General features: G+C 70.3%; 20 protein-coding genes. 15 read left to right on the top strand and 5 right to left on the bottom strand.

The genetic code is table 11. The annotated features are described in order from the left end of the window. Window positions 1–8: 8 nt before the first annotated feature. The 13 genes from CGK74_RS18670 to CGK74_RS06120 are packed head-to-tail and all read left to right on the top strand — an operon-like array spanning window position 9 to window position 15,724. On the top strand, window positions 9–425 hold the full coding sequence (locus tag CGK74_RS18670; RefSeq protein ID WP_106408398.1) for a hypothetical protein: 417 nt from the start codon (window positions 9–11) through the stop codon (window positions 423–425). Then, entirely contained in the window at window positions 422–1,123 is a 702-nt protein-coding gene (locus CGK74_RS18665; protein ID WP_106408397.1) for a YkgJ family cysteine cluster protein, read from the top strand. Before CGK74_RS18670 ends, CGK74_RS18665 begins: the two co-directional genes overlap by 4 nt. Next, the gene (locus tag CGK74_RS06170) at window positions 1,120–1,773 is read left to right on the top strand and encodes a hypothetical protein (RefSeq protein ID WP_094267626.1); all 654 of its coding nucleotides are present in this window, start codon (window positions 1,120–1,122) and stop codon (window positions 1,771–1,773) included. Before CGK74_RS18665 ends, CGK74_RS06170 begins: the two co-directional genes overlap by 4 nt. Continuing rightward, complete coding sequence (locus CGK74_RS06165; RefSeq protein ID WP_094267625.1) at window positions 1,770–2,132, top strand: hypothetical protein; 363 nt, start codon at window positions 1,770–1,772, stop codon at window positions 2,130–2,132. The genes CGK74_RS06170 and CGK74_RS06165 overlap by 4 nt, the downstream gene beginning before the upstream one ends. Further along, the gene (locus CGK74_RS06160; protein ID WP_094267624.1) at window positions 2,125–3,264 is read left to right on the top strand and encodes a hypothetical protein; all 1,140 of its coding nucleotides are present in this window, start codon (window positions 2,125–2,127) and stop codon (window positions 3,262–3,264) included. The genes CGK74_RS06165 and CGK74_RS06160 overlap by 8 nt, the downstream gene beginning before the upstream one ends. Then, window positions 3,261–3,770 carry a phage baseplate assembly protein V gene (locus tag CGK74_RS06155; protein WP_004252127.1) on the top strand — a complete coding sequence of 170 codons (510 nt, stop codon included), beginning with the start codon at window positions 3,261–3,263 and terminating at the stop codon, window positions 3,768–3,770. Before CGK74_RS06160 ends, CGK74_RS06155 begins: the two co-directional genes overlap by 4 nt. A gap of 1 nt (window position 3,771) precedes the next feature. After that, on the top strand, window positions 3,772–4,092 hold the full coding sequence (locus CGK74_RS06150; protein WP_094267623.1) for a hypothetical protein: 321 nt from the start codon (window positions 3,772–3,774) through the stop codon (window positions 4,090–4,092). Window positions 4,093–4,094: 2 nt separating this feature from the next. Continuing rightward, on the top strand, window positions 4,095–4,463 hold the full coding sequence (locus CGK74_RS06145; RefSeq protein ID WP_094267622.1) for a GPW/gp25 family protein: 369 nt from the start codon (window positions 4,095–4,097) through the stop codon (window positions 4,461–4,463). Continuing rightward, window positions 4,460–7,030 carry a putative baseplate assembly protein gene (locus tag CGK74_RS06140; RefSeq protein WP_094267621.1) on the top strand — a complete coding sequence of 857 codons (2,571 nt, stop codon included), beginning with the start codon at window positions 4,460–4,462 and terminating at the stop codon, window positions 7,028–7,030. Before CGK74_RS06145 ends, CGK74_RS06140 begins: the two co-directional genes overlap by 4 nt. Beyond that, window positions 7,030–9,837 (top strand): baseplate J/gp47 family protein, encoded by a 2,808-nt coding sequence (locus tag CGK74_RS06135; RefSeq protein ID WP_094267620.1) that lies wholly within the window; start codon window positions 7,030–7,032, stop codon window positions 9,835–9,837. Before CGK74_RS06140 ends, CGK74_RS06135 begins: the two co-directional genes overlap by 1 nt. Continuing rightward, window positions 9,834–12,014: a hypothetical protein gene (locus CGK74_RS06130; RefSeq protein ID WP_094267619.1), complete on the top strand. Its 2,181-nt coding sequence runs from the start codon at window positions 9,834–9,836 to the stop codon at window positions 12,012–12,014. The genes CGK74_RS06135 and CGK74_RS06130 overlap by 4 nt, the downstream gene beginning before the upstream one ends. A gap of 12 nt (window positions 12,015–12,026) precedes the next feature. Next, on the top strand, window positions 12,027–15,218 hold the full coding sequence (locus CGK74_RS06125) for a DUF6519 domain-containing protein (protein WP_094267618.1): 3,192 nt from the start codon (window positions 12,027–12,029) through the stop codon (window positions 15,216–15,218). A gap of 11 nt (window positions 15,219–15,229) precedes the next feature. Next, a complete protein-coding gene (locus CGK74_RS06120; protein ID WP_094267617.1) occupies window positions 15,230–15,724 on the top strand; it encodes a tail protein X in 495 nt (164 codons plus the stop codon). Window positions 15,725–15,753: 29 nt separating this feature from the next. Here CGK74_RS06120 and CGK74_RS06115 read toward each other — a convergent pair whose 3' ends face one another. Genes CGK74_RS06115 through CGK74_RS06100 form a run of 4 tightly spaced genes read right to left on the bottom strand, consistent with a single transcriptional unit; the run spans window position 15,754 to window position 19,829 of the window. Next, a complete protein-coding gene (locus tag CGK74_RS06115) occupies window positions 15,754–17,094 on the bottom strand; it encodes a DASH family cryptochrome (protein WP_206186195.1) in 1,341 nt (446 codons plus the stop codon). A gap of 1 nt (window position 17,095) precedes the next feature. Further along, entirely contained in the window at window positions 17,096–17,257 is a 162-nt protein-coding gene (locus tag CGK74_RS06110; RefSeq protein ID WP_206186194.1) for a DUF2256 domain-containing protein, read from the bottom strand. 16 nt (window positions 17,258–17,273) lie between these two features. Next, window positions 17,274–18,794, bottom strand: a complete 1,521-nt coding sequence (locus tag CGK74_RS06105; RefSeq protein ID WP_094267615.1) for a cryptochrome/deoxyribodipyrimidine photo-lyase family protein — start codon at window positions 18,792–18,794, stop codon at window positions 17,274–17,276. Between the two features lie 36 nt (window positions 18,795–18,830). After that, window positions 18,831–19,829, bottom strand: coding sequence for an NAD(P)/FAD-dependent oxidoreductase (locus CGK74_RS06100; protein WP_094267614.1), 999 nt, complete (start codon window positions 19,827–19,829; stop codon window positions 18,831–18,833). Window positions 19,830–19,990: 161 nt separating this feature from the next. Here CGK74_RS06100 and CGK74_RS06095 point away from each other — a divergent pair, with 161 nt between their 5' ends. Then, complete coding sequence (locus CGK74_RS06095) at window positions 19,991–20,449, top strand: DUF3429 domain-containing protein (RefSeq protein WP_094267613.1); 459 nt, start codon at window positions 19,991–19,993, stop codon at window positions 20,447–20,449. Between the two features lie 10 nt (window positions 20,450–20,459). Here CGK74_RS06095 and CGK74_RS06090 read toward each other — a convergent pair whose 3' ends face one another. Then, window positions 20,460–22,421, bottom strand: coding sequence for a DNA repair helicase YoaA (locus CGK74_RS06090; protein ID WP_094267612.1), 1,962 nt, complete (start codon window positions 22,419–22,421; stop codon window positions 20,460–20,462). A 206-nt stretch (window positions 22,422–22,627) separates the two neighbouring features. Between CGK74_RS06090 and CGK74_RS06085 the strand changes: the two genes are divergently transcribed. Continuing rightward, window positions 22,628–23,155, top strand: a complete 528-nt coding sequence (locus CGK74_RS06085) for a type II secretion system protein N (RefSeq protein ID WP_094267611.1) — start codon at window positions 22,628–22,630, stop codon at window positions 23,153–23,155. Window positions 23,156–23,245: the final 90 nt, after the last annotated feature.

Raw genomic sequence — 23,245 nt, 5'->3', positions numbered from 1 at the left:
GGGCGCTGATGAACGCGAGCACCCACCACGACAGCACAGCCCCTCGCCCAGCAGCGGTGCGCGTTGCCGAGTTGCTGAAGCGCATCGACGAGGCCCCGGACGAACTGCACGTCGACCACACACCAGCCGCAAACGAGCTCGTCACGATCGGCCGCCCCGCCTTGCCCGGACTGCTGAACCTGATGGCCTCATCCAAGGCAGAAACCCGCCTGCACGCCCAGCGCGTCTTCGAGGGCATTCTGATGGCGGAGATGGGTTTCGTGCCGGGACGCGGCTTTTCCACAACCGATGGCGAGGACCGCTTCCGCGCATTGTGGGCCGCCCAGGGCAGCTACGACTGGAACGCGGACGAGGACGCGCGCGAGCGCAGCCTCGCAGCCTGGCGGGCATGGCTCGACAGGGAAGGCAGCAGAGCTTCGCCATGAACGCACCCACGCCCCTCTCGCTCCCCACGGCGCTCGCCGAGCTTGGCACCCAGCTCGAGCGCGGCAGTCTCTTCACCCACACCGCGCTGGGCGAGAACGCCGCACGCCTGGCCGAGCTGCAGGCCATCGTGCATGGCCTCGCCGATACCCTGCTCGCGCGCGGGATCATCGATGCCGAAGAACTCGCGACGGCGATGGCGCGGGCGGACGACGAACTGCACGCGCGTGGCGAACAGCTCGGCCCTGGCACGCGCATCCGTGTCGACGCGGACGACGCTGCACCGGCCCCCGAGGTCAGCGTCGACTGCGAAAGCCGCCTGCCGATCTGCCAGGCCGTGTGCTGCCGCCTGAATTTCGCACTGAGCGTGCCGGAGATCGAGGCCGGTCAGGTTCGCTGGGATCTCGGCCAGCCCTACTTCATCCGCAAGCGCGAGGACGGCCACTGTGTCCACCACGATGCCGAGACCCGGGCCTGCGGCGTCTATGCACATCGCCCCGGCGTCTGCCGACGCTACAGCTGCGCGCACGACGAGCGCATCTGGAGCGACTTCGAAGGCCGGGTGTTGAACACGGAATGGATCGCCGCCCATCTGGACACGGCCACCCGCCCCCGCGCCGAGGCGGTGCGCATGCATTTTATTCCGCAGCCTCCGGCCGAAGCCGACGACGTCGGCAACAACGAGGATGCCGCGCCATGACCCTGTCCTCATCCCCGCGCGTGGTCAAGGCCGGGCTGGTGCTGGTCGATCCGAAGTCGGCCCAGGTCCGGCGCGTGATCGCGCTGCAATACAACCCGGAAAAACTCACCCGCAGCCTGCAGATGCAGGGCATGGGCGAGCCGGTTGACCGCGCCGAGGCGCTGCGCCTGCGTGGTCCGGCGGTCGAGACCTTCCGCATCGAGGCCGAGATCGACGCAGCCGACCAGCTCGAGTTTCCCGATCGTCACGCCACCACCGTCGAGGCTGGCATCGCGCCGCAACTGGCGGTGCTCGAAGGGCTCGTCAATCCGGCGGCCGGCGATCTGCTCGCCTCACGCGCGCTGGCCGCCGCGGGCACGCTCGAGATCGCGCCGATGGAGTCGGCGCTGGTGCTGTTCGTGTGGGGCGCCAAGCGCATCGTGCCGGTGCGCGTCACCGATTTCTCCATCGTCGAGGAGGCCTTCGACCCCTTGCTCAACCCGATCAACGCCACCGTGACCCTCGGCCTGCGCAGCCTGTCGGTGGACGATCTCGGCTTCGATCACAAGGGCGGCGGCCTGTTCATGGCCTACCTGCAGTCGCGCGAACGGCTGGCGGGCAAGGCCGCCACCTTCGGCTTCGATGCCCTCGGGATAGGAGGACTGCCATGAGCGATCCGCTGAAAACCTTCATGCAGGCCAACGCGCTGACCTCGCCCGCGTTCGTCCCCGACAGCCGCTACCACGGCCTCGACACCGCGCAATGGACGGGGCCGGACGGCGAGCCCGTCACCTATGTGCGCCGCCGCTTCATCCCGCCGCCCGAGCATTTCGCCACGCTGCAACATCACACCGTGGCCGTCGGCGACCGGGTGGACAACCTCGCCGCCGGCTACCTCGGCGACGCCGAGCAGTACTGGCGCCTGTGCGACGGCAACGGCGCGATGCGCCCGGACGAGCTCACCACCACGCTCGGCCGCCGCATCCGCATCACCCTGCCCGCAGGCATACCGGGAGGCACGGATGTCTAGCGCCCTGCACCTGAGCCTGCTGATGGGCCCGATCGTTCCCGTGCCGGTCCCTGCGGCGCTGATCGACGCGTTCGACGAGGCGACGGTCACGCATGCCGCCGGCTCGGTGAGCGGCTTCCAGCTGCGCTTTCGCGTCCACAGCAAGTCCGCGCTGAACACAATCTTCCTCGTCGCCGTGGGGCAGAACACCAGCCTGGGCACGCCGCCGCTGCGCGTGGTGCTGATCGTGACGCTGAACGGTCGGCCGCAGCCGCTGTTCGACGGCGTCGTCACCCATGTCGAGGTCCAGTCCGGCCAGGACGGCCAGCCGGGCAGCATCACCGTGACCGGCGAGGATCTCACCAAGGTCATGGACCTGATCGACTTCAGCGGCCTGCCCTACCCGGCGATGCCGATCGAGGCACGGGTGGCGCTGATCTGTGCCAAGTACGCCGCGTTCGGCATCATCCCGCTGCCGATCCCGGCCCTGTTCCCCGACGTGCCGATCCCGATCGAACGCATCCCCGCGCAGCAGGGCACCGACCTCGCCTACCTGCGCGAACTCGCCGACGAGATCGGCCACGTGTTCTACATCGAGCCGGGCGAGGTGCCGATGACCAACGTGGCCTACTTCGGCCCGGAGATCAAGGTCGGTCCGCCCCAGCCCGCGCTCAACGTCGACATGGATGCGCACACCAACGTCGAGTCGCTGAACTTCAGCTTTGATCCGACCAAGGGCGTGCTCCCGGTCGTTTTCATCCAGAACGCCGCCACACGGGCGCCGATCCCCATCCCGATCCCGAACCTGAATCCGCTGCAGCCCCCCCTCGGCCTGCTGCCGGCGCCCCTGGCACACCTGAAGATGATGAAGCAGACGGCCAAGATGAACCCGATGCAGGCCATCTCGGCCGGTCTGGCGGAGGCCAAGAACTCGCAGGACGCGGTGAGCGGACGCGGCGCACTCGACGTGCTGCGCTATGGCCGCATGCTGAAGGCGCGCCGGCTGGTGGGGGTGCGTGGCGCGGGCATCGCCTACGACGGGCTGTACTACGTGAGCAGCGTCACCAGCACGATCCGCCGCGGCCAGTTCCGCCAGAGCTTCGAGCTGACGCGCAACGGGCTGATCTCCATCACGCCGAGGGTGCCGACATGAGCGAACGCTATTACGGCAAGTACCGGGGCATGGTGCTCAACAACATCGACCCGATGCAGCAGGGCCGGCTGCAGGTCCAGGTGCCGGATGTCGCCGGGCTGGCGCCGGCGTCGTGGGCCATGCCCTGTGTGCCGATCGCCGGGCTGCAGAACGGCATGGTCGCCCTGCCGGTGATCGGTTCCGGCGTATGGATCGAGTTCGAGCAGGGCAACCCGGAATTTCCGATCTGGGTCGGCTGCTTCTGGGGCAGCGCCGCCGAGATCCCTGCACTGGCGCTGGCGACGCCGCCGGGCCTGCCGGCGATCACCTTCCAGACGCCGCTGCAGAACGGCCTGACCATCTCCGACCTCCCCGGCCCCACCGGCGGCATCATGCTCAAGAGCGCCACCGGGGCGACGCTGATCGTGAACGACACCGGCATCTACATCCAGAACGGCAAGGGCGCCTCGATCACGCTGCTGGGGCCCAGCGTGACGATCAACAACGGCGCATTGATGGTGACCTAGCATGCCTGGCCCTCTCCTCCACGCCGGCGCCAGCGTGCTGTGCGCCCACGGCGGCACCGCCAGCCCGACCCAGCCCAACCCGCGGGTGCTGGTCGGGGGCATGCCGACGGCGACGATGAGCGCGCCCTACGTGGTGGCCGGCTGCCCGTTCAACGTCTCCGGCAGCCCCTCGCCCTGCATCAGCGCGCAGTGGGTGGTCGCGGCGCTGCGCGTCACCTCCGGCGGCCAGCCGCTGGTCCTGATGGACAGCCAGGCCCTGTGCGCCCCCAACGGCACGCCGCTGCTGCCGGTTTCGGCGCAGACACGCGTGATCGGGAGCTGATCATGGACACCCGCCTGCACTTCCCCTACCAGTTCGACGGCCGCGGCACCACGCGCACCGATGGTGCCGATGCCTGGATACGCGGCCTGATCGAGCAAGTGCTGTTCACCGCACCGGGGGAACGCGTGATGCGCCCGGACTTCGGCTGCGGGCTGCGCGAACTCGTGTTCGCCCCCAACAGCCCGGAACTGGCGGCCACCACGCAGTTCCTGGTACACGGCGCCCTGCAGCAGTGGCTTGGCGATCTCATCACCGTCGAGTCGGTCACGGTCGACGCGGTCGATGCGCGGCTCGCGGTGACGGTGCAGTACGTGGTGCGCCGTGACGAAAGCCGCCAGTCGGCGACCTTCCAGCGCGGAGGCGAGGCATGAGCGCGATCTACACCTGCTGCGAGGACAATCGCCGCACGGCGGTCGCCCAGCACCCCACGCTGAACGGCATCGATTACCTCGAAGTGCTCGATCTCGACGCACCGGCCGGCAGCCCGCGCCAGCGCACACTGATGATCCGGCTGCTGAAGCCGGTGCCGGCCGGCCTCACGCGCGACAACCTGCGCATCGACGGCGGCGAACGCATCCGCGAGGTCGGCGTCGAGTGGGTCGCCGCGGCCGACACCCCGCCACCTGCCGCCAACGCCGCCGAGCAGGCCTTCTTCACCACGCTCGACGCCGCCGACCACGTGCTGCTGGTGCGTACCAACAGCGAGGGCGACCACAGCCTCTACCGGCTCGCACTGGTCCTCGGTGTTGCCAGCGAGCACCCCCTGCCGGGTTTCGACCCGCGCCTGTCGAGCATCGACTTCCGCTTCAAGGTCGAATGCCCGAGCGACTTCGACTGCGCGCCGCAGCACGATTGCCCGCAGGGCGCACCGCCCGCGCCGGATCTCAACTACCTGGCACGCGACTACACCAGCCTTCGGCGGCTGCTCATCGACGGCCTGAGCCGCACGGTCCCCGGCTGGCGCGACCGCAGTCCGGCCGACCTGGCCACCACGCTCGCGGAGCTCATCGCCTACGTTGGCGACCTGCAGCACTACCAGCTCGACGCCATCGCCACCGAAGCCTACCTGGGCACCGCGCGCCGCCGTACCAGCCTGCGCCGCCACGCGCTGCTGGTCGACTATCCACTGCACGAAGGCTGCAACGCCAGAAGCTGGCTGCATCTGGACGTGGCAGGCGGTCCGTTCGCACTGCCAGCCGGCATCCGCTTCTACACCCGGGTGCCCGGCATACCGCCTCGCATCGACGCGGACTCGCCCGAGGAACGCAACGCGCTGCAGGCCAGACCGCTGGTGTTCGAGCCGATGCACGCACCGACCCTGCGCGAGACACACAACCGCTTCGAGCTCTACACCTGGGGCGATGCCCGCTGCTGCCTGCCGGCCGGCGCCACGGCGGCAACCCTGCGCGGCCACCATCCCGATCTTGCCGCAGGCGAGTTGCTGATCTTCCAGGAGATCTGCGGCCCGCTGACCGGTCTGCCCGAGGATGCCGACCCCGCCCGCCGCCACGCGGTGCGCCTGACGGTGGTGCTGGCGTTCGCGGGTAGCGACCCGCTCACCGATCCGCTCGACGGCAGCGAGATCACCGAGATCCGCTGGCACGCCGACGACGCGCTACCCTTCTCGCTCTGCCTTTCCAGCGAAACCGACGCCGCCCACGGCAGCCGGCAGATCGACGGGGTCAGCATCGCGCTCGGCAACAACCTGCTGGTGGACCACGGCCGCAGCATCGCCGGCGAACAGCTGGGCCGCGTGCCGGCACCGCGGCTGCACTATCCGCCACGCCGGGGCGATGCCTGCCAGCGCATCGAACCCGAACCCCTGCCACCGCGCTTCCGCCCGCAGCTTGCGGAGGGGCCGGTCACGCACCAGGGCACGGTGCTGCGCGTCGTGCCACATGACGGCGGCAGCCGCCACGAGCGGGTGACCTTCGACCCCGATGCGCCCGCTGCAGCGGCCGTGCGTTGGCGGGCGGCCGATGCACTGCCCGCGATCGAGCTCGCTGACGACAGCGGTCGGCCGTGGACCGCAAGGCGCGATCTGCTGGCCAGCCGCGCGTCCGATACCCATTTCGTACTCGAGACCGAGGACGATGGCAGCGCCCGCCTGCGTTTCGGCGACGACGTCCACGGTCGCCGGCCCGACAGCGGGATGGCCTTCACCGCACGCTACCGCATCGGCAACGGCCCGCAGGGCAACGTCGGCGCCGACAGCGTCGCCCATGCGGTGACCGGCGAGGGTCGCATCCGGTCGGTCACCAACCCGCTGCCCGCGCGCGGCGGCCTCGCACCGGAGACCGCCGCTGCGCTGCGCCGCGGCGCGCCGCAGGCCTTCCGCACCCAGCAGCGTGCCGTCACCCCGGCCGACTATGCGGAAGTCACCGAACGCCTCGACGATGTGCAGCGCGCCACGGCCACGCTGCGCTGGACCGGCAGCTGGCATACGGTGTTCATTGCCGTCGATCGCCGCGCTGGCCGCGCGGTCGATGCCGGCTTCGCCACCGACGTGCGCGCCCACCTCGAGCGCTTCCGCATGGCGGGCCACGACCTGCGCATCGACGAGCCGATTCCCGTGTCGCTCGAACTCGACCTGCTCGTCTGCGTGAATCGCGCGCACTTCCGCAGCGACGTGCGGCGCGGCCTGCTGCAGGCGCTCGGTAGCCGCAACCTGCCCGATGGCCGCCGTGGCCTCTTCCATCCGGACAACTTCAGCTTCGGGCAGACCGTCTTCCTCGGCCCGATCCAGGCCGCCGCACGCAGCGTGGCGGGCGTGGATTCGGTGCAGGTCACGCGCTTCCAGCGTCAGGGCCAGGCCGACCCGCGGCCGCTCGCCGACGGCTTCATGGCGCTGGGCCGGCTCGAGATCGCACGGCTGGCCAACGACCCCAACTTCCCGGAGCACGGCGTGCTGCGGCTCGACCTGCACGGAGGCAAATGATGAGCACCGACCGCTCCCGTCTGCCCGGCTGTGACTGCTGCAGCGGCACGGGCAGCGACACGCCGCAACGCATCGCGAACCCGCCGGGCCAGCCGAGCATCAGTTACCGCGCCGGGCGCCACGGCGACTTCCTCGCCTCGATCCAGGCCCGGCTGTCGAGCGCCGACTACCCGGCGCTTGCCGGCCTCGGCACGCGCGAGTCGAGCGACTTCACGCTCGCGCTGGCCGACGCGCTGGCGAGCTCGCTCGACGTGCTGTCGTTCTACACCGAGCGCATCGCCCAGGAGCACTACCTGCGCACCGCCACCGAGCGCCTGTCGGTGGGCGAACTGGCGCGACTCATAGGCTACCGCCTCGCGCCCGGCGTCGCCGCCGGCACACATCTCGCCTTCACCCTGCAGGACACGCCGGGGGCACCCCAGACGCCCACAACGACCACCACGATTCCGGCCGGCACCCGGGTGCAGAGCGTGCCCGGCCAGGGCGAGACCGCGCAGACCTTCGAGACCATCGCCGAGATCTGCGCCCGGGCAGAGTGGAACGCGATGCCCGCGCGCACCACCGAAGCGTGGTGGCCCCGGCGCGGCGATACCGAGCTGTGGCTGGAAGGCGTCGCCACCGGGCTGTCGCCGGGCGACGCGATCCTCATCGTCGGCCTGGAGCGCCAGCGCGACCCGGGCAGCGAGCGCTGGGACGTGCGCGTCCTGTCGGCGGTCGAGCCCGACATTGCCGGCGGCCGCACCCGCCTGCGGTGGACGCATCCGCTCGGCAGCGCCTTCCCGGCGATGACCCCGGCCAGCCTCGGCGCGGAGGTCCATGCACTGCGCCAGCGCACCGCGCTCTTCGGCCACAACGCGCCCGACGCCAACCTGTTCGGCAATGCCGATTCCAACATCGCGCAGTTGATCGACACCAGCAGCGCGCACTGGAACTGGAAGAACTTCGCGCTCGACCCAGCCGCCCTCGACCTCGACACCGACAACCCGAAAATCGTCGGCGGCAGCTGGATCGCGCTGGTTTCGAACGAGGCCGGACGAGGCAGCGCGGACCTGCCGGGTTACACCGAGCTCTACCGCGTCCGTGCGGTCGCGCATCGCAGCCGCAACGCCTTCGGCATTTCGGGCAAGGTCACCCGCATCACGCCGGACACCGCCGAGAACCTCACCGCCAGCCGTTTCCCGCTACGCCGTACGCTGGTGCTGGCACAAAGCGAACGCCTCACTCCCCACGCCCGTCCGCTGCGCCATCCGGTGCAGGACGAGCTGCTCACCCTGGGCGTGCGCGCCGAGGGATTGCAGCCGGGCCAGGCCATCGCGGTATCCGGCACGCGTCAGCGCATCGCCATCGCCGCCGGCGCAGCCAGCCTCGTGCTGGCGACAGACGACGGCGCGGCCGTGCCGCTGTCCGGTGGCGACGAACTGTTCATGCTCGCAGCGGCGGCGCGCCTCATCGGTGGCAGTGCCGTCGCACTCGATGGCGAGACCTTCGTCGCCCAACTGGGGCGTGCCACCACGCGCCTGCGTCTGCGCCTGCTGGACCGCGGCGGTCGCGCGGGAACGCTGGAAGCCAACGCCAGCGAACTGGCGCTTGCGCCCGCACGCAAGGACGACGCACGCGTGGCCGAAATCGCGTGGATCGCAGATACGGCCACCGCGGTCACGCACGACCGCGACGACACCACGCTGACACTGGCGGCACCGCTGAAGCACGTCTTCGCGCGCGCCTCGCTGCGCGTCAATGCCAACGTCGCCCCTGCCACGCATGGCGAAACCATCGAGGCAATCCTCGGCGACGGCGACGCAAGCCATGCGAACCAGCGCTTCCGCCTGGCGCAGGCCCCGCTGACCTACGTCAGCGCCAGCACGCCGAGCGGACGGCGGTCGACACTGGCCTTGCGTGTGGACGACGTACTGTGGACCGAACGTGCCAGTGTCTACGCCGCGTCGGCGGGCGCCCGCGCCTTCGAGACTTGGGAAGACGACGAAGGGCATACGCACATCCAGTTCGGCGATGGCATCGAGGGCGCGCGCCTGCCGAGCGGCACGGCCAATGTGCGCGTGCGCTACCGCAAGGGCATCGGTGCAGGCGGCAATGTCGGCGCGGGCACGCTCACCACCCTGCTGAGCCGCCCGCTGGGCGTCGGCGAAGCGAGCAACCCCGAAGCGGCCAGCGGCGGCGAGGACCCCGAGACGATCGACCACGCGCGTGACAGCGCACCGCTGACGGTACTGACGCTCGATCGCGCGCTGTCGATCACCGACTACGCCAACTTCGCCCGCGCCTTCGCCGGCATCGACAAGGCGCATGCGCTGTGGATTCCTGCGGGCCCGGCGCGCGGGGTTTTCGTGACGATTGCCGGCATCGGCGGCGCTCGGGTCGAAGCGGACAGTGACACCTACCGTCACCTCTTCGACGCGCTGCGCACCTGGGGCGACCCACTCGTGCCCCTGCGCCTGGAGAACCACATCGACGCCCGCTTCCGCTGCCGCGTGTTGGTACGCGCCCTCGACGGCTTCGAACCCGCGGCGGTGGTGGCCGCAGTGCGCGTCGCGCTTCTTGCGCGCTTCGCCTTCGCCGCGCGCGCCTTCGGGCAGACGGTGTCGCTCGACGAGATCGCGGCCGCGGCACAAGGCGTGCGCGGCGTCGAGGCGGCCCATGTTGCGCGGCTCCACCGCAGCGGCCAGCCGTCCGCCCAACACCCGCGCCTGTTCGCCACGCTGCCCCAGCCCTCGCTGACGGCGGTGCCGGCCCCGGCCGAACTGCTGACGCTGGCGACGAACGGCCTCGAGGTGGAGGTGCTGCCATGAGCTTCGACACCCGCAGCCTGTTCGAGCTGCTCCCCGCAATCCATCGCATCCGCGACGCCGAACTGGCGCAGCAGATGGGCGACAGCCTGCTGACCGTGGCCGAACGCACGGAACGCAATGCGCTGGCCGAACTCGCCGCGCCCAGCGCGGACGAGCGGCAGCGCCTCGCCGCCCTGAACGAAAAGGCCGCCCGCGGGCCGCTCGAATCGCTGATCGCCGTGTTCGCGGAGCAGATCGGCGCGATGGACGAGAACCTCGCCCAGCTCTACGACGACCTGTTCATCGAGACCTGTGCCGACTGGGTCGTGCCCTACATCGGCGACCTGATCGGCTACGAAAGCCTGCACAGCGTGGCGCCGAAAGTGGCCAGCCCGCGCGCCGAGGTGGCGCACACGATCGCATTGCGCCGGCGCAAGGGCACGGCGCTGGTCCTCGAACAGCTTGCGCGCGACGTCACCGGCTGGGACGCGCGCGCGGTCGAGTACTTCCAGCGCCTTGCCGCCACCCAGTACATGAACCACCCGCGCCCGCACGCGCTGCAGTCGCCGGACCTGCGCCGCGGGCGCGCCCTGGAGTGGCTCGGCACGCCCTTCGACACCAGCATGCGCACGGTCGAGGTGCGCCGCATCGAGCACGGCGGCGGGCGCTACAACATCCCCAATGTCGGCCTGCACCTGTGGCGCATCCAGGCCTTCCCGCACACCGCCAGCCCCGCGGCCCATGCGGGCGTGCGCTGCTACCGTGCCAGCCCGCTGAACCACGACCTGCCGCTCTACAACCGCCCCCTGGCCGAGGACGACATCAGCCACCTCGCCGGCCCGGACAACGTACCCTGGCCGCTGTCGCGCCGTCGCCTCGCGGTCGAACTCGGTCGCCACTATGGCAGCCGTCCCAGCGCCGGCGAAGCCGTCGACAACCCTGCGCTGGCGCTGCAGCTGTGGGTGGATGGGACCGCCATCGACCGCGACCGCATCCGCATCTGCAACCTGGCCGACGACGGCGCCGGCTGGGCCCATACGCCACCGCCCGACGGCGTGTACGCGATCGATCCGCAGCTCGGCCGTATCGCCCTGCCCGGCGACGCCCCCGACCCGGCCGACGTCCGCCTCGACTGGCGCGAAGGTTTCAGCGCCGAACTCGGTGGCGGCGAGTACGAGCGCGGCGACAGCCTGCCGACACCGCCGGGCGGCGTCCCCGTCGCCCACGTGCCGGCCGAGCACACCACGCTGGCCGCGGCGCTGGCGGAGATCGATGGCAACGGGCTGGTCGAGATCGCCGACAACCGCCGCTACGCCGAGACACTGGCGATCGACGTGGCAGCCAACGGCAGCATCGAGATCCGCGCCGCCAATGGCTTCCGCCCGGTGCTGGTGGTGGGCGGGCTGTCGATCCGCGGCGGAAACAATGCCGCCTGCACCCTCAACGGTCTGCTCGTCACCGGCGCGCCGCTGGTGGTGCCGGACGCGGGCGGCAATGCGCTTGCACGGCTCACGCTGCTGCACTGCACGCTGGTTCCGGGCATCGCCCTGGCGCCGGATGCCACGCCCCTGCAACCCGACACCGCCAGCCTGCGCCTGGAACTCGCCGGGCTCGAAACCACCCTCCTCCGCAGCATCGTCGGTGGCATCCGTGCCCATCCGCGCGCCCGCTTCACCGCCAGCGACAGCGTGATCGATGCCACCGGTCGCGCGCGCGTCGCCTTCGCCGGGCTGGATGACGCCTCGCCCGGCGCCGAACTCTCGCTCGCGGCCTGCAGCGTGATCGGCAAGCTGCACACCGCCGAGGTCGGCCTCGTCGCCAACAGCATCCTGTTCGCGGCACTCGGCAGCGGAGACACCTGGCCTGCACCGGTGCGGGCCGCACGCAAGCAGGCCGGCTGCATCCGCTTCAGCTGGCTGCCGCTGGACGCCATCGTGCCGCAACGCTACCGCTGCCAGCCGGCCTCGGCCGCGGACCAGCGCATCTCGCCACAGTTCGTGTCGCGTCGCTATGGCACGCCGGCCTACGCCCAGCTTGCCGTCCGTACCCCGGCCGAGATCCGCCGCGGTGCGGACGACGAGGGCGAGATGGGGGCGCTGCACCACCTGTACGCCGCGCAGCGCGAGACCAACCTGCGCATCCGGCTGGCTGAATACCTGCGGGTCGGGCTGTGCGCCGGCCTGTTCCATGAATCCTGACGGAGTCCGATCATGAGTTTCGATCTGAGCCGCATCCGCTTCGACGCCCGCCGCGACTTCCTGGGCGTCATCATGCAGCAGGGCCGCGTCCAGCTCGATGCGGACTGGAACGAATGGGTCGCCCAGCTTGGCCGCCGCCTGCAGGCCGGCACGCTCGACACCTTCGGCGGCTCGGTCGTGCCGCGCACCACGCCCGACGGTTTCCTGATCCAGGCGACGGGCGGCAGCTTCACCATCGGGCGCGGGCGCATCTATGTCGACGGCCTGCTGGCAGAGAACCACGGCGCCGGCGCAACCGCCTGGGACAGCCGCCTGGCGGAGCCCACCGGCAGTACGGCAGTGGACTATGCCGCCCAGCCCTACTACCCCGACCCGCCGGCCCTGCCCGCGGAGGGCCGCCATCTGGTTTATATCGACGTGTGGCAGCGCGACCTGACCGCGGTGCAGGCGCCGGACCTGATCGAGCAGGCGGTGGGTGTCGACACCACCGGCCGTCGGCAGACGGTCTGGCAGGTGAAGCTGCTGCCCGACATCGGCAATGCCGGCTGCAGCAGCGCGGACGAGGACGTGCCGGGCTGGGCCGCGATCACCGCGCCCTCGCCCGCACGCCTGAGTACCACGACCGGCACGCCGGACTTCACCCCCAACCCCTGCGAGGTGCCGCCCGCGGCGGGCTATCTCGGACTGGAGAACCAGCTCTATCGTGTCGAAGTGCATGCCGGTGGCGCACTCGGCACGGCGACCTTCAAGTGGTCGCGCGACAACGCCACCGTGGCCTCGCGCGTCACCCACATCAACGCCGCACGCACCCGCATCACGGTGGAGAGCGTCGGCCGCGACGATGTGCTGCGCTTCAACGATGGCGACTGGGTGGAGATCACCGACGACTGGCGCGAGCTGAAGAACCTGCCGGGCGAAATGCGGCGCCTGCGCGTACCGGGTGGCGTGGATGACACCGCGCGCACGCTGGAATTCGACACGCCGCTGCCGGCGGGCATGTTCCCCACCGATGCGCAGCACGCCACCCAGGCACAGCGCAACACGCGCGTCCGGCGCTGGGACCAGGCCGGCGCGGTTCGGCGTGAGGACGGCACCGTGTTCCAGGACCTGGACAACGCCGCGAGCCACGGCACGATCCGCATCCCGGCCGCCGGCACGCGCTTGTTCCTCGAACACGGCGTGCTGGTGGAGTTCGGCCTGGCCGCCGGCGGTGGGCATTTCCGCAGCGGCGACCACTGGGTGTTCGCCGCCCGTACCGTGGACGCCAGCATCGAGCGCCTCGACCACGCGCCCCCGCTGGGCATCCACCATCACTATGCGCGCCTGGCGGTCGTCACCTTCCCGTCCGGCGAGGATGACTGCCGTACCCTGTGGCCGCCTCTGCACGAAGGCGAAGGCTGCGACTGTAGCGTGTGCGTCAGCGCCGAAGGCCACAACAGCGGCGCGGCCACCATCCAGCAGGCCATCGACAGCATCAAGGACCACGGCGGCACGGTCTGCCTGGGCATCGGCGAGTTCCGCATCGCCGCGCCGCTGACGATCTCCGGTGCGCGTTCGCTGCGCATCCGCGGCCAGGGCTGGGCGACACTGCTGACCGGCGCGGCACCGGGCAGCCTCTTCGACATCAGCGCGTGCACCGGCGTGGCGCTGGAGAATCTCAGCGCGCTGGGCTCGGGCGGGAATTCGGGCACGACCGCGGTGATCGCCGCGCACAATGTCGTCGATCTGCGCATCGAACATGTGAATGTGCTCGGTGTCGCGGTGGGCGACGGCACCAGTGTCGGCATCGGCCTGTCCGGCTTCGCGCTGGCGGCCGCCGTTTGCGATTGCGCCATCGTCGCCGAACGCGGCATCGCCACGCTGGCGCGCGAGCGGCAGAGCCAGCTGTTGAGCGCCGAGCTGCGCATCACCGACAACATCCTGCTGTGCGGCCAGCGCGCCATCAGCTTTGACGCCACCACGCTGCACTACGGCACGACCCGCCTCGACCACAACCTGATGCTGCTCTGCGCCGATGCCAGCGTCGTCGCGACCGGCGGCGTGCTGCCCGGCTCGTCCGTCAGCGTGGCCGACAACGTGATGTACACAATGGGCGACGGCGTGCGTGCCGGCATCGACGGGCTCGCACTGGAACGCAACGAGATCACCGGTCTGGGCGCCCGCAATCGCAACGGCATCGTACTGCAGGAAGGGCTGGACCCGGTGGCACTCGACCGTGTGCGCATCGTCGCCAACCGCGTGAGCCTGATGCGTGGCAACGGCATCGCAATCCGCCACCGCGTGGAGGACGCCCTGATCGCCGACAACCTCATCGACGCCACGGGCCAGGCCGGCCTGCTGATGGAGGAAGGCGGCGCGGTCGGCTACCTGATGCTGCGCGGCAACGCGTTCCGCCGCCTGGGCCTGCTGCTCGAGGACGCCGAGCGCGGCTTCGCCGGCGTGCAGCTGGTGGACATCACCCGCGGCGACGTGCTCGACAACCTGATCGCCGACGTGGCCCGCGAGGCGGCCAACAGCCCGGGCGTTGATGGCCTGCGCGCCCTGGCGATCGGCGAGCTGCGCATCGCCGGCAACCGCCTTCACGGCATCGGCCCCGACCGCATCGGCGGGCCGGTCGCCGCGATCCGGCTGCTGCCGCCCTTCGACCGCGTTGCGATCGACGACAACACGCTCGACCGCGTCTCCGGCCCGGACCAGAAGCCGGTCATGGCGCAATGGTGGGCGCTGCTGGTCGCCATCGAACCCCGCGGTGCGGCCGGGGAACTGGCCACGGCGTCGAGCCATTACGGCATCTCGCACCTGGCCACCGCGGCAGAAAGCGCCTACCTGCTGACGACGAACCGCGTGCGGGCGATCGCCCTCGCCCCCTCGAACCTGTCGATCCGCGGCAACCGCATGTGCGGCCAGCAGAGCGCCGTCCCCCTGGTCCAGTGCCTGCAAATGGCCTACTGCCTGTTTGCCGACAACCACTGCGAGGCGCTGGGCGAAGGTGGCCGCGGGCCTGTCATCGGCCAGATCGGCGGACGCAGCCTGAACGCGAGCAACAACCACCTGCGCGGCCCCGACGAAACCGACACCCTTCACCTGCTGCCCGAACGCGAGCAGGCGGTCGTCATCGGCAACACCAGCAGCGGCAACATCCGCGTGCAGTCCGGCGCACCGGTGCCGGCCGACATCAGCCTGACCAACATCATCGGCCTCTGAGGGAGACATTCATGGCCATCGCAAGCTTCCGCGGCGAGAAGAGTGTCGCCGACCTCGCCGACAAGCTCTACACCAAGCTGACCCCACGCCAGCGCGAGTTGGCCGTCGACGCGATCCTGAAGGCCAACCCGCAACTGGCCGAGATCGACAAGGTGCCGCAGGGCACGCTGCTGAACCTCCCGGTACTGCCCGAACTGCGCGCGAAGGCCACGCGCAAGCTGGAAAGCCCCGACGACCAGATCGTCTCCCAGTTGCGCGATGCCCTGAACGCACATGGCAAGCGTCTGGCGGAGCGCAACCGGCAGGCACTGACTGCGCTCGAGGAAACCCGGCGCCATCTTGAAGACAAGGCACTGGCCGAAGCCATCCACAAGAACCCGGCCCTGCCGGAGGTCGTCCAGAGCATCGTGAAGGCCGGCGAAGTGCGCAACAAGGAACTCGCCGACCGGCAGAAGCGATTCGAGTTTGCGGTGGCGCAGATCCTGAAGGATCTCGACGGCCTCTGAGTTGGCCGCGCGACGCCAGCGGCAGCCTGTCAGGCGCCGGTCTCGCAGCCCCAGAGGCGGCGGTAAACACCGTCCGGATCATGCTCCTGCGCCTGCTTGTCCGGATTGAAGCGTCGCCCGCCGCGCGGATCGGTGCCGCGCCCGGCGATGTACAACCAGTTGCCCTGGTTGCTGCAGACGTCGTAATCGACCAGTTGCGCCTCGAACCAGGCCGCGCCGGCACGCCAGTCGCAGCCGAGGTCGTGCACCTGATAGCTGGCGACGACCTGGCGCAGGCGGTTGGACAGGTAGCCGGTGGCCGCCAGCTCGCGCATGCCCGCGTCGACCAGCGGCTGCCCGGTTTCGCCACGGCACCAGCGCGCGAAGGCCGCGGCATCGTGGGCGGGCGGCACGGCATGTTCGGCAATGCCGCTCGCACGGTACAGGCGCCGCCCGTGCTGCAGATGGAGGAAACGGAAATAGTCCCGCCACAGCAGCTCGAACCACAGCCAGTAGCTGCCGTCGCTCGCACCGTGTTGCGCCTCGAATGCACGCAGCGCGGCGAGGATGCTGCGCGGCGACAAGGCGCCCTGTGCCAGCCAGGGCGAAAGCTTGCTGGAGAAGTCGGCGCCAATCAGGCCGTTGCGCGTGGCCTTGTAGCGATGGGCGAGATCGCCCGCGAAATAGCCTTGCAGATGCGCCTGCGCCGCGGGCTCCCCGCCCTCGAAGGCCGGGGTCCAGTAGGGGAACGAGGCCTGCGCCGCCTGCGCGGCCGACAGGCCCGAGAGCCCGGATGGCGCAGGCCGGTGCTCACCTGGCGTTGCTGAATCTCCAACGATCTCCTCGAACCCTGGTGGCAGCGGCGGCAGGACGACGGGCGCGGGCAAGGGGTCGGCGGGCGCGCACCCCGCCGCCTCGACGACCTGACGGAAGGCGGTGAACACCGGCGGCAACCGCGACGGCTCGAAGGGCAGCGTCGCGGGATCGAGCAGGCTGGACTGCCACACGGTCTCCACCCGCAGTCCCGCCGCGCGCAAGGCATCGACAGCGGCCTGCTCCTCGGGCGCTGGGATGTCCTCGCACACGACAGTGTCTGCGCCAATCCGCCGCGCCAGTTCGACCATCACCTCCGCCGGCGCCCCGGCGCACTGCAGCAGGCGACTGCCGCGAGCATGCAGGGCTTCGTCGAGCGCGGCCAGGGCGGTTGCCTGGAACGCCCTTCGATGCGGTCCGCGGCGAACGAAGCCCCAGGGCGTCGGCTGGTCCTCACCAGAGTCGTGGACGAACACCAGCAGCAGCCGATCGGCCTGTGCGCAGGCTTCGCGCAGCGCGAGGTTGTCGGCCAGGCGCAGGTCGTTTCGGAACCAGAAGATCACCGTGCGCAGAGCCACTTCAGCCCACCTCCTCGCCGTGAGCTTCCGCGCGACGCTCGCGGCGGCAGCGCTCGGAGCAGTAACGCACGGCGTCCCAGTCCTTCTCCCAGCGCTTGCGCCACGTGAAGGGGCGACCGCAGCAGGCGCAGCGCTTGGTGGGCAGGTCGGATTTCTTGCGCATGCGCACGGTGGCTCCCTCAGAACTCGAATTGCAGTTGCCCAGCAGAGCCGGACGGCCTACGGCCCCGCCTCGCCGGCCGCTTGCGCGAACCGTGACGCTCGACGATCGCGGCCTTGGCCGCACGCACCTCGGGCCGGGCGCGCAGCGCATGCAGGCGGGACTTGGCCGCGCGGGTGGCGGACTCGAGCTCGACCGGCGGCGCAGGAATGTCCTCGCCGACGCGCACGCCGCAGCGCACCTGCAGGTCCGGTGGCATGCGCCAGGGTTCGAACAGCCAGGTGTCCGGCACGCGGCGCAGGGCCGGCAGCCAGCGCCGCACGAAGCGGCCTTGCGGATCGTGGTCGCGTGCCTGCTTGATCGGGTTGTAGACCCGCGTGGTGTTGATGCCGGTCGTGCCCGACTGCATCTGCATCTGGCTCCAGTGGATGCCCGGCTCGTAGTCGAGGAACTGCCGCGCCAGCCACAGGCCCACCGGCCGCCAGTGCAGCCACAGCGGATAGGCGGCGACCGAAACCAGCATTGCGCGCATGCGGAAATTGATCCAGCCGGTCTCGCGCAGCATCGCCACGCAGGCATCGACCAGCGGCCAGCCCGTGCGACCGGCGACCAGCGCCTCGAAATGCACCGGGCTCCAGTCGTTTTCGCGCAGGCCGTCGTAGCCGCGATGCAGGTTCTCGAACTCCAGCGCCGGTTCGCTCTCGAGCCTCTGGATGAAGTGGCAGTGCCAGTAGAGCCGGCTGACGAAGGCCGACAGGCCGGCGCGGCGGCGGTCGCCCTCGGGCAGGCGGGCGATGCGCTCGCGCGTGGCGTGCACCACCTCACGCAAGCTGAGCTGGCCCCACGCGAGATACGGCGACAGGCGCGAACAGGCGGTCGGCGCCGACAGCGGGGACGAGATGCCGCCCCGGTAATGGCCGCTGCGGACATCGAGAAAGTCGTGAAGACAGGCCAGCGCCGCCTCGCGCCCGCCGCGCTGACGCAGCGCCGGCTCCACCGCCGGCAGCCCGAGCGAGGCGGCAGCCGGCGCGCGCTCGGCCGGCCACGGCAAGGGGACGAAGACGGGCGCGGGCTGGAGCACCTGCGGTGCGCCGACATGCGCCTCCCACGCCGGCTGCCAACGGTCTCGGTCCGTGAGCCGGCGCACGACGCCGAACTGCGGGAACTCGTGCCAGCGCACGCCGTGTTCGCGACACCAGCGCGCCACGGCGCGATCGCGGGCGTAGCTGGCGCCGTTGCCGGTTTCCTCGTGGGAATACAGCGTGGAGAACGGCGCCAGTGCGTGCAGCCGGTCCAGCACCGCCGGCATGTCGCCGACGACGAGGTGCAACCGCCCGCCGAGGCGGCGCAATTCGGCATGCAGTTCGCGCGCGCCTTCGAGCATGAAGTGGTAGTGCTGGGTTGCCGCGTCGGGCTGCGCCCACAGCGAGGGCTCGACCACGCACAGGCACAGCACCGGTCCCCTGCGGGCGGCGGCCGCGAGTGCCGCGTGATCGACGACGCGGAAATCGCGCTTGAACCAGACGACGCCGTAGTCCATGCGCTACCCCTGATTTCTCGCCGCCCTGCCGTCCGATTACCGTGCCAGGGCCTGGAAGCTGCGAACCATCTCGCGACCGAGCGCACGACCGCTGAGCCACGCCCCCTCGACCCGGCCGCCGTTCAGCCAGTCGCCACACAGGCCAAGCCCCTGTTCGGGACACCACAGGCATCCGCCGTCAACCGCGGATTCGGTGATCGCGTAGCGCCAGCGGTGCGCCGACCAGCTTTGGGGCAGTTCGCCGCCCAGGGCAATGAAGGCATCGATCAGCGCCTGCGCGACCGTGTCGGCATCCGCTTCCAGGTTGGCTTCGCTCCACGCCGCGCTGGCGTGCAGGAGCCAGCTTTCCTGCCCCTCGCGCCCGGGCTTGCCGCTGTTACGGGCCACCCAGCGCAAGGGGCCGTCATTGACGAAGGCAGCGTCGAAAGGCAGGCCGAGCGCCTGGTCGAAGCGCAGCATCACGGACCAGCAGCCCTCCATCCTTGCGCGCGACGCCGCCGTCGCCAGCTTGGGAGACACTGGCGCGAGCAGCGGCACGGCTTGCGGGGCGGGCACCGCGAGAACCACGCCATCGAAGGTCTCATCGAGTTCGCCCTGCTCGGCACAGACGACGCGCCAGCCAGCGCCCTCTCGCCGCAGGCCGGTGACGGTCACCCCGGAACGCACCGGCAGTCCTTCCGCAAGGAGGCGGGCCGGCGCGGTCATCCTCGGCACGCCAACGAAGCGCTCGGTACGCTCTCCCGCCGCGCGGACACCTTCGGAATCCATGACCACGAGCCGCGGCGACCACAGAGCAGCCGCGCCCGCCTTCTGCCACCGGGCCACCTCGGCGCGAAACCCCGCGTCCCGCGCGGTGAAGTACTGCGCCCCATGATCGCAGACCCAGCCGTCGCTGCGCCGGGTGCTCATGCGGCCGCCCACACCCCGACTCTTGTCCACGACAGTGACGGAGAAGCCCGCCTCGCGCAGGATGCGGGCGGCAGACAGCCCGGCAAGGCCGGCGCCAATCACGAGGTAACGGGGATTCGGATTCATGAATGTGTGTCGGGGGAAAGTCGGGCACGGAAGCTGGTACCGGCGCGAACCGCCGGCCAGCGCAAGAATACACCATGTTTGTCCTGGACAAATACAGATACCCTGCCTAGCATTCCGAGAGAAACGAACTCCCGTCCCCTTCTCCAAACACCTTTGCACCCATGAACTCGCCTTCCCACGACCCCGTCCGTCGCGCCGCAGCCTGGCTGGGCTACGGTGGCCTGATCCCATTCATCGTGCTCGCCCCAGCGAGCCTGCTCGATCATCACCACGGCTGGACCTGGAGCGATGCGCTGTATGGCTACGGAGCGATCATCCTGAGCTTCGTCGGTGCGCTGCACTGGGGTTTCGCGATGAGCGCACCGGGGCTGAAAGAGGGCCGGCGCGTGCGCTGCCTCGTGTGGAGCGTCGTGCCCGCCCTGATCGCCTGGCCGGCGCTGCTGCTCGCCCCCGCAGGGGCCGCCGCGCTGCTGGTGTTCGGCTTCGTGGCGCACTATCTGCTGGACCGCCGGCTCGCCCGGCACATGGCCTTTCCGGCGTGGTATTTGCCCCTGCGTCTAAGGTTGACGACGGTCGCCTCCCTCAGCCTGATCCTCGGCGCCTTCGTGCCGCTCGGCTGAGCCGGGACGCTCAGTCGCCGCGCCGCGGCGGCGGCAGGGTCTGCAGGAAGGCCACGGCATCGTCCTCGGCGCGGGTGCGCCGCATCGGCGGCAGGCTGCGCCACACGACCTTGCCGTAGGACTTCTCGATCATGCGCGGGTCGCAGATGCACAGCACGCCGCGGTCGCGCTCGGTGCGGATCAGCCGGCCGGCGCCCTGCTTCATGTTGATGACGGTGCGCGGCAACTGGTGGTGGACGAAGGGGCTGAGCCCCTGCTTCTGCATGTGCTCAACGCGTGCGGCCAGCACCGGGTCGTCGGGCGGCGCGAAGGGAAGCTTGTCGATGACAACGAGCGACAGCGCGTCGCCCGGCACGTCCACCCCTTCCCAGAAACTCTGGCTGGCGACCAGCACCGCATTGCCCAGGCGGCGGAAGCGTTCGAGCAGCTCGGTGCGCGAGCCTTCGCCCTGCAGCAGCACCGGCAGTTCGTCGCCGCTCTGCTGCAGGCCGTCGACGATCAGCTCATGGATGCGACGCATCGCCCGCAGCGAAGTGCACAGCACGAAGGCGCGGCCCCGGGCGGCGCGGATCAGCGGCAACGCCACCCGAGCGACGCGCTCGGTGTAGTCGGGCGCGTTCGGGTCGGGCATGCCGGCCGGCGCATACAGCAGCGCCTGCTCGGCATAGTCGAAGGGGCTGCCCCACACGGCCGTCATCGGCGGCGGATCCATCCACGCCAGGCCGAGCTCGCGGCAGTAGTGGCCGAAGTCGGCCTTGCCCACCGCCAGCGTCGCCGAGGTGAACACCCAGGCACGCGGATGCCCTTCCAGCTGGCGCTTGAACACGTCCGACACATGCAAGGGCGTGGCGTTGAGCGCCAGCGACTGGGTGAATACCTCGACCCAGCGGATCAGATCGGTTTCGGCCGGATTGCGCCAGCGGGCAAGGCGCTCGGCCATCTCCTCCGTGCGGCGCAGGCAATTGGCGAGTCCTTCGGAGCGCTCGGCCTGGGTGTCCAGCACGGCGTGGAATTCGCCCAGCGTCTTTTCCAGTGCCTCGACCTGGGCGTCGAAGTTCTCGCGCTCGGAAGCCTGCGCGGCCGACAGCCGCGCGCTCTCGGTCCCGAACACGAGGCGCAGGTCGCGCGCGGCCTTTTCCAGGTTGCGCGTCTGGTCGATCATCGGCACGCAGTCGCGCGCCGCCGACACCGTCTCGGAGCGGGTGTCGCGCGCCAGCTCCAGCACCTGCGCGGTGGACACGCTGTCACCGAAGAACAGGCTCGCGGTCTCGGGCAGCTGGTGGGCCTCGTCGAAGATCACCGCGTTGCACGCCGGCAGCAGCTCGCCCATGCCCTCGTCGCGCAGCATCACGTCGGCGAAGAAGAGGTGATGGTTGACCACCACCACGTCCGCCTCCATCGCGTTGCGCCGCGCCTGCATGACGAAGCACTCCTCCTTGTAGGGGCAGTCCTGGCCAAGGCAGTTGTCGCGCGTCGAGGTGGCGGCAATCCAGGCCATCGAGTCCTCGCGCACGTCGGTGCATTCGGCCTTATCGCCGGTCTGCGTGAGCTTGGCGAAACGGGTGATGGCGCGCAGGTCGGCGGCGTCCTGCGCGGTGAGGAAGCGGCCGTCGCGGGCGTTACGCTCGAGGTGGTAATGGCAGACGTAGTTGGCACGGCCCTTCAGCAGCGCGATCGTCACCGGCACCTTCAACGCGGCGCGCACGGTGGGCAGGTCGCGGTTGAAGAGCTGGTCCTGCAGGGTCTTGGTGCCAGTGGAGATGATGACCTTGCCCCCCGCCAGCAGGGCCGGCACCAGGTAGGCAAAGGTCTTGCCGGTACCGGTGCCCGCCTCGGCCACGAGGATGCGGTTGGCCTTGATCGCCTCGGCGATCTTCTGCGCCATCTCGATTTGCTGCGGACGCGCGCGGAAACCGGGGATGGCAGCGGCGAGCGGGCCGTCGGCAGCGAAGATCGGGGTGGGGTCGGACATCGGGCCGCGGCGGTTCGGTGATCGGTTTGGTCATCGGCGAGGAAGGCCGCGATTGTACGTGCTCGGGCCGCTGCCCGCACCTGCGCGGACGAACACGCGGCCGGCGCCCTGCCGCGCAAGCTGTAACCCGAACGAAACATGACAGCTTCGAAAAAGCGTCACATTACTGTCGTAAAAAGCGGGCTTCATCAGACAGCCGGCCCAGCATGTCCTTCCGCCGCTTCATCACTCCGCCCAGCGCCTCCAACGTGCGCGCCAGTGTCATCACCGGACTGGCGTGGGCGATTGCCATCGCGGCACTTGCGGCCACCGGACTGCTCGCCCCGCTACTGATGGCGCCATTGCCTGAGCCTGCGCACCCGACAGCGACCGGCGAGATCGTCGACCCACGCGCGCTGGCCACGGCCGTGGCTCACAGCCAGCTGTTCTCGAATCAGGACAGCCAAGCGGACACCAACGCCGACCACCCCGGCAAACCTTCGGACATCGCCCTCGTCGGCGTCGCCACCGGGTTCGCCGGCGGGACGGGTTTCGCTCTGTTCGAGCACGGCGGCCAGAGCGTGTCGCACCGCATCGGCGAGACGGTGTTACGGGACTGGCAACTGCTGCGCATCCTGCCCGACCGCGTCGAACTCGGCGCCGGCTCGCAGCGGCTGGAACTGACCCTGCACACCAGCGCCCAGCGCCGCCTGTCCCCGCGCCCCGACGCCCCGGAACCACCCGAAGAAGACTGACCGATGCCCCACCGCCCCAGTTTGCCGTTTGGCAGCGCCGCCGATCACCCGGCCCCATGCCCCCATTTCTCCGCACGCCATCGACGGCGA

The organism is Thauera propionica (assembly GCF_002245655.1).
Taxonomy (GTDB): domain Bacteria; phylum Pseudomonadota; class Gammaproteobacteria; order Burkholderiales; family Rhodocyclaceae; genus Thauera; species Thauera propionica.
The sequence above is the reverse complement of the archived record's forward strand: the minus strand, read 5'-3'. Positions and strand labels throughout refer to the sequence as shown.

Coding starts and splice junctions, on each gene's coding strand:
- CGK74_RS18670 (WP_106408398.1), top strand. CDS start 9: ATGAACGCGAGCACCCACCACGACAGCACAGCCCCTCGCCCAGCAGCG.
- CGK74_RS18665 (WP_106408397.1), top strand. CDS start 422: ATGAACGCACCCACGCCCCTCTCGCTCCCCACGGCGCTCGCCGAGCTT.
- CGK74_RS06170 (WP_094267626.1), top strand. CDS start 1,120: ATGACCCTGTCCTCATCCCCGCGCGTGGTCAAGGCCGGGCTGGTGCTG.
- CGK74_RS06165 (WP_094267625.1), top strand. CDS start 1,770: ATGAGCGATCCGCTGAAAACCTTCATGCAGGCCAACGCGCTGACCTCG.
- CGK74_RS06160 (WP_094267624.1), top strand. CDS start 2,125: ATGTCTAGCGCCCTGCACCTGAGCCTGCTGATGGGCCCGATCGTTCCC.
- CGK74_RS06155 (WP_004252127.1), top strand. CDS start 3,261: ATGAGCGAACGCTATTACGGCAAGTACCGGGGCATGGTGCTCAACAAC.
- CGK74_RS06150 (WP_094267623.1), top strand. CDS start 3,772: ATGCCTGGCCCTCTCCTCCACGCCGGCGCCAGCGTGCTGTGCGCCCAC.
- CGK74_RS06145 (WP_094267622.1), top strand. CDS start 4,095: ATGGACACCCGCCTGCACTTCCCCTACCAGTTCGACGGCCGCGGCACC.
- CGK74_RS06140 (WP_094267621.1), top strand. CDS start 4,460: ATGAGCGCGATCTACACCTGCTGCGAGGACAATCGCCGCACGGCGGTC.
- CGK74_RS06135 (WP_094267620.1), top strand. CDS start 7,030: ATGAGCACCGACCGCTCCCGTCTGCCCGGCTGTGACTGCTGCAGCGGC.
- CGK74_RS06130 (WP_094267619.1), top strand. CDS start 9,834: ATGAGCTTCGACACCCGCAGCCTGTTCGAGCTGCTCCCCGCAATCCAT.
- CGK74_RS06125 (WP_094267618.1), top strand. CDS start 12,027: ATGAGTTTCGATCTGAGCCGCATCCGCTTCGACGCCCGCCGCGACTTC.
- CGK74_RS06120 (WP_094267617.1), top strand. CDS start 15,230: ATGGCCATCGCAAGCTTCCGCGGCGAGAAGAGTGTCGCCGACCTCGCC.
- CGK74_RS06110 (WP_206186194.1), bottom strand. CDS start 17,257: ATGCGCAAGAAATCCGACCTGCCCACCAAGCGCTGCGCCTGCTGCGGT.
- CGK74_RS06105 (WP_094267615.1), bottom strand. CDS start 18,794: ATGGACTACGGCGTCGTCTGGTTCAAGCGCGATTTCCGCGTCGTCGAT.
- CGK74_RS06100 (WP_094267614.1), bottom strand. CDS start 19,829: ATGAATCCGAATCCCCGTTACCTCGTGATTGGCGCCGGCCTTGCCGGG.
- CGK74_RS06095 (WP_094267613.1), top strand. CDS start 19,991: ATGAACTCGCCTTCCCACGACCCCGTCCGTCGCGCCGCAGCCTGGCTG.
- CGK74_RS06090 (WP_094267612.1), bottom strand. CDS start 22,421: ATGTCCGACCCCACCCCGATCTTCGCTGCCGACGGCCCGCTCGCCGCT.
- CGK74_RS06085 (WP_094267611.1), top strand. CDS start 22,628: ATGTCCTTCCGCCGCTTCATCACTCCGCCCAGCGCCTCCAACGTGCGC.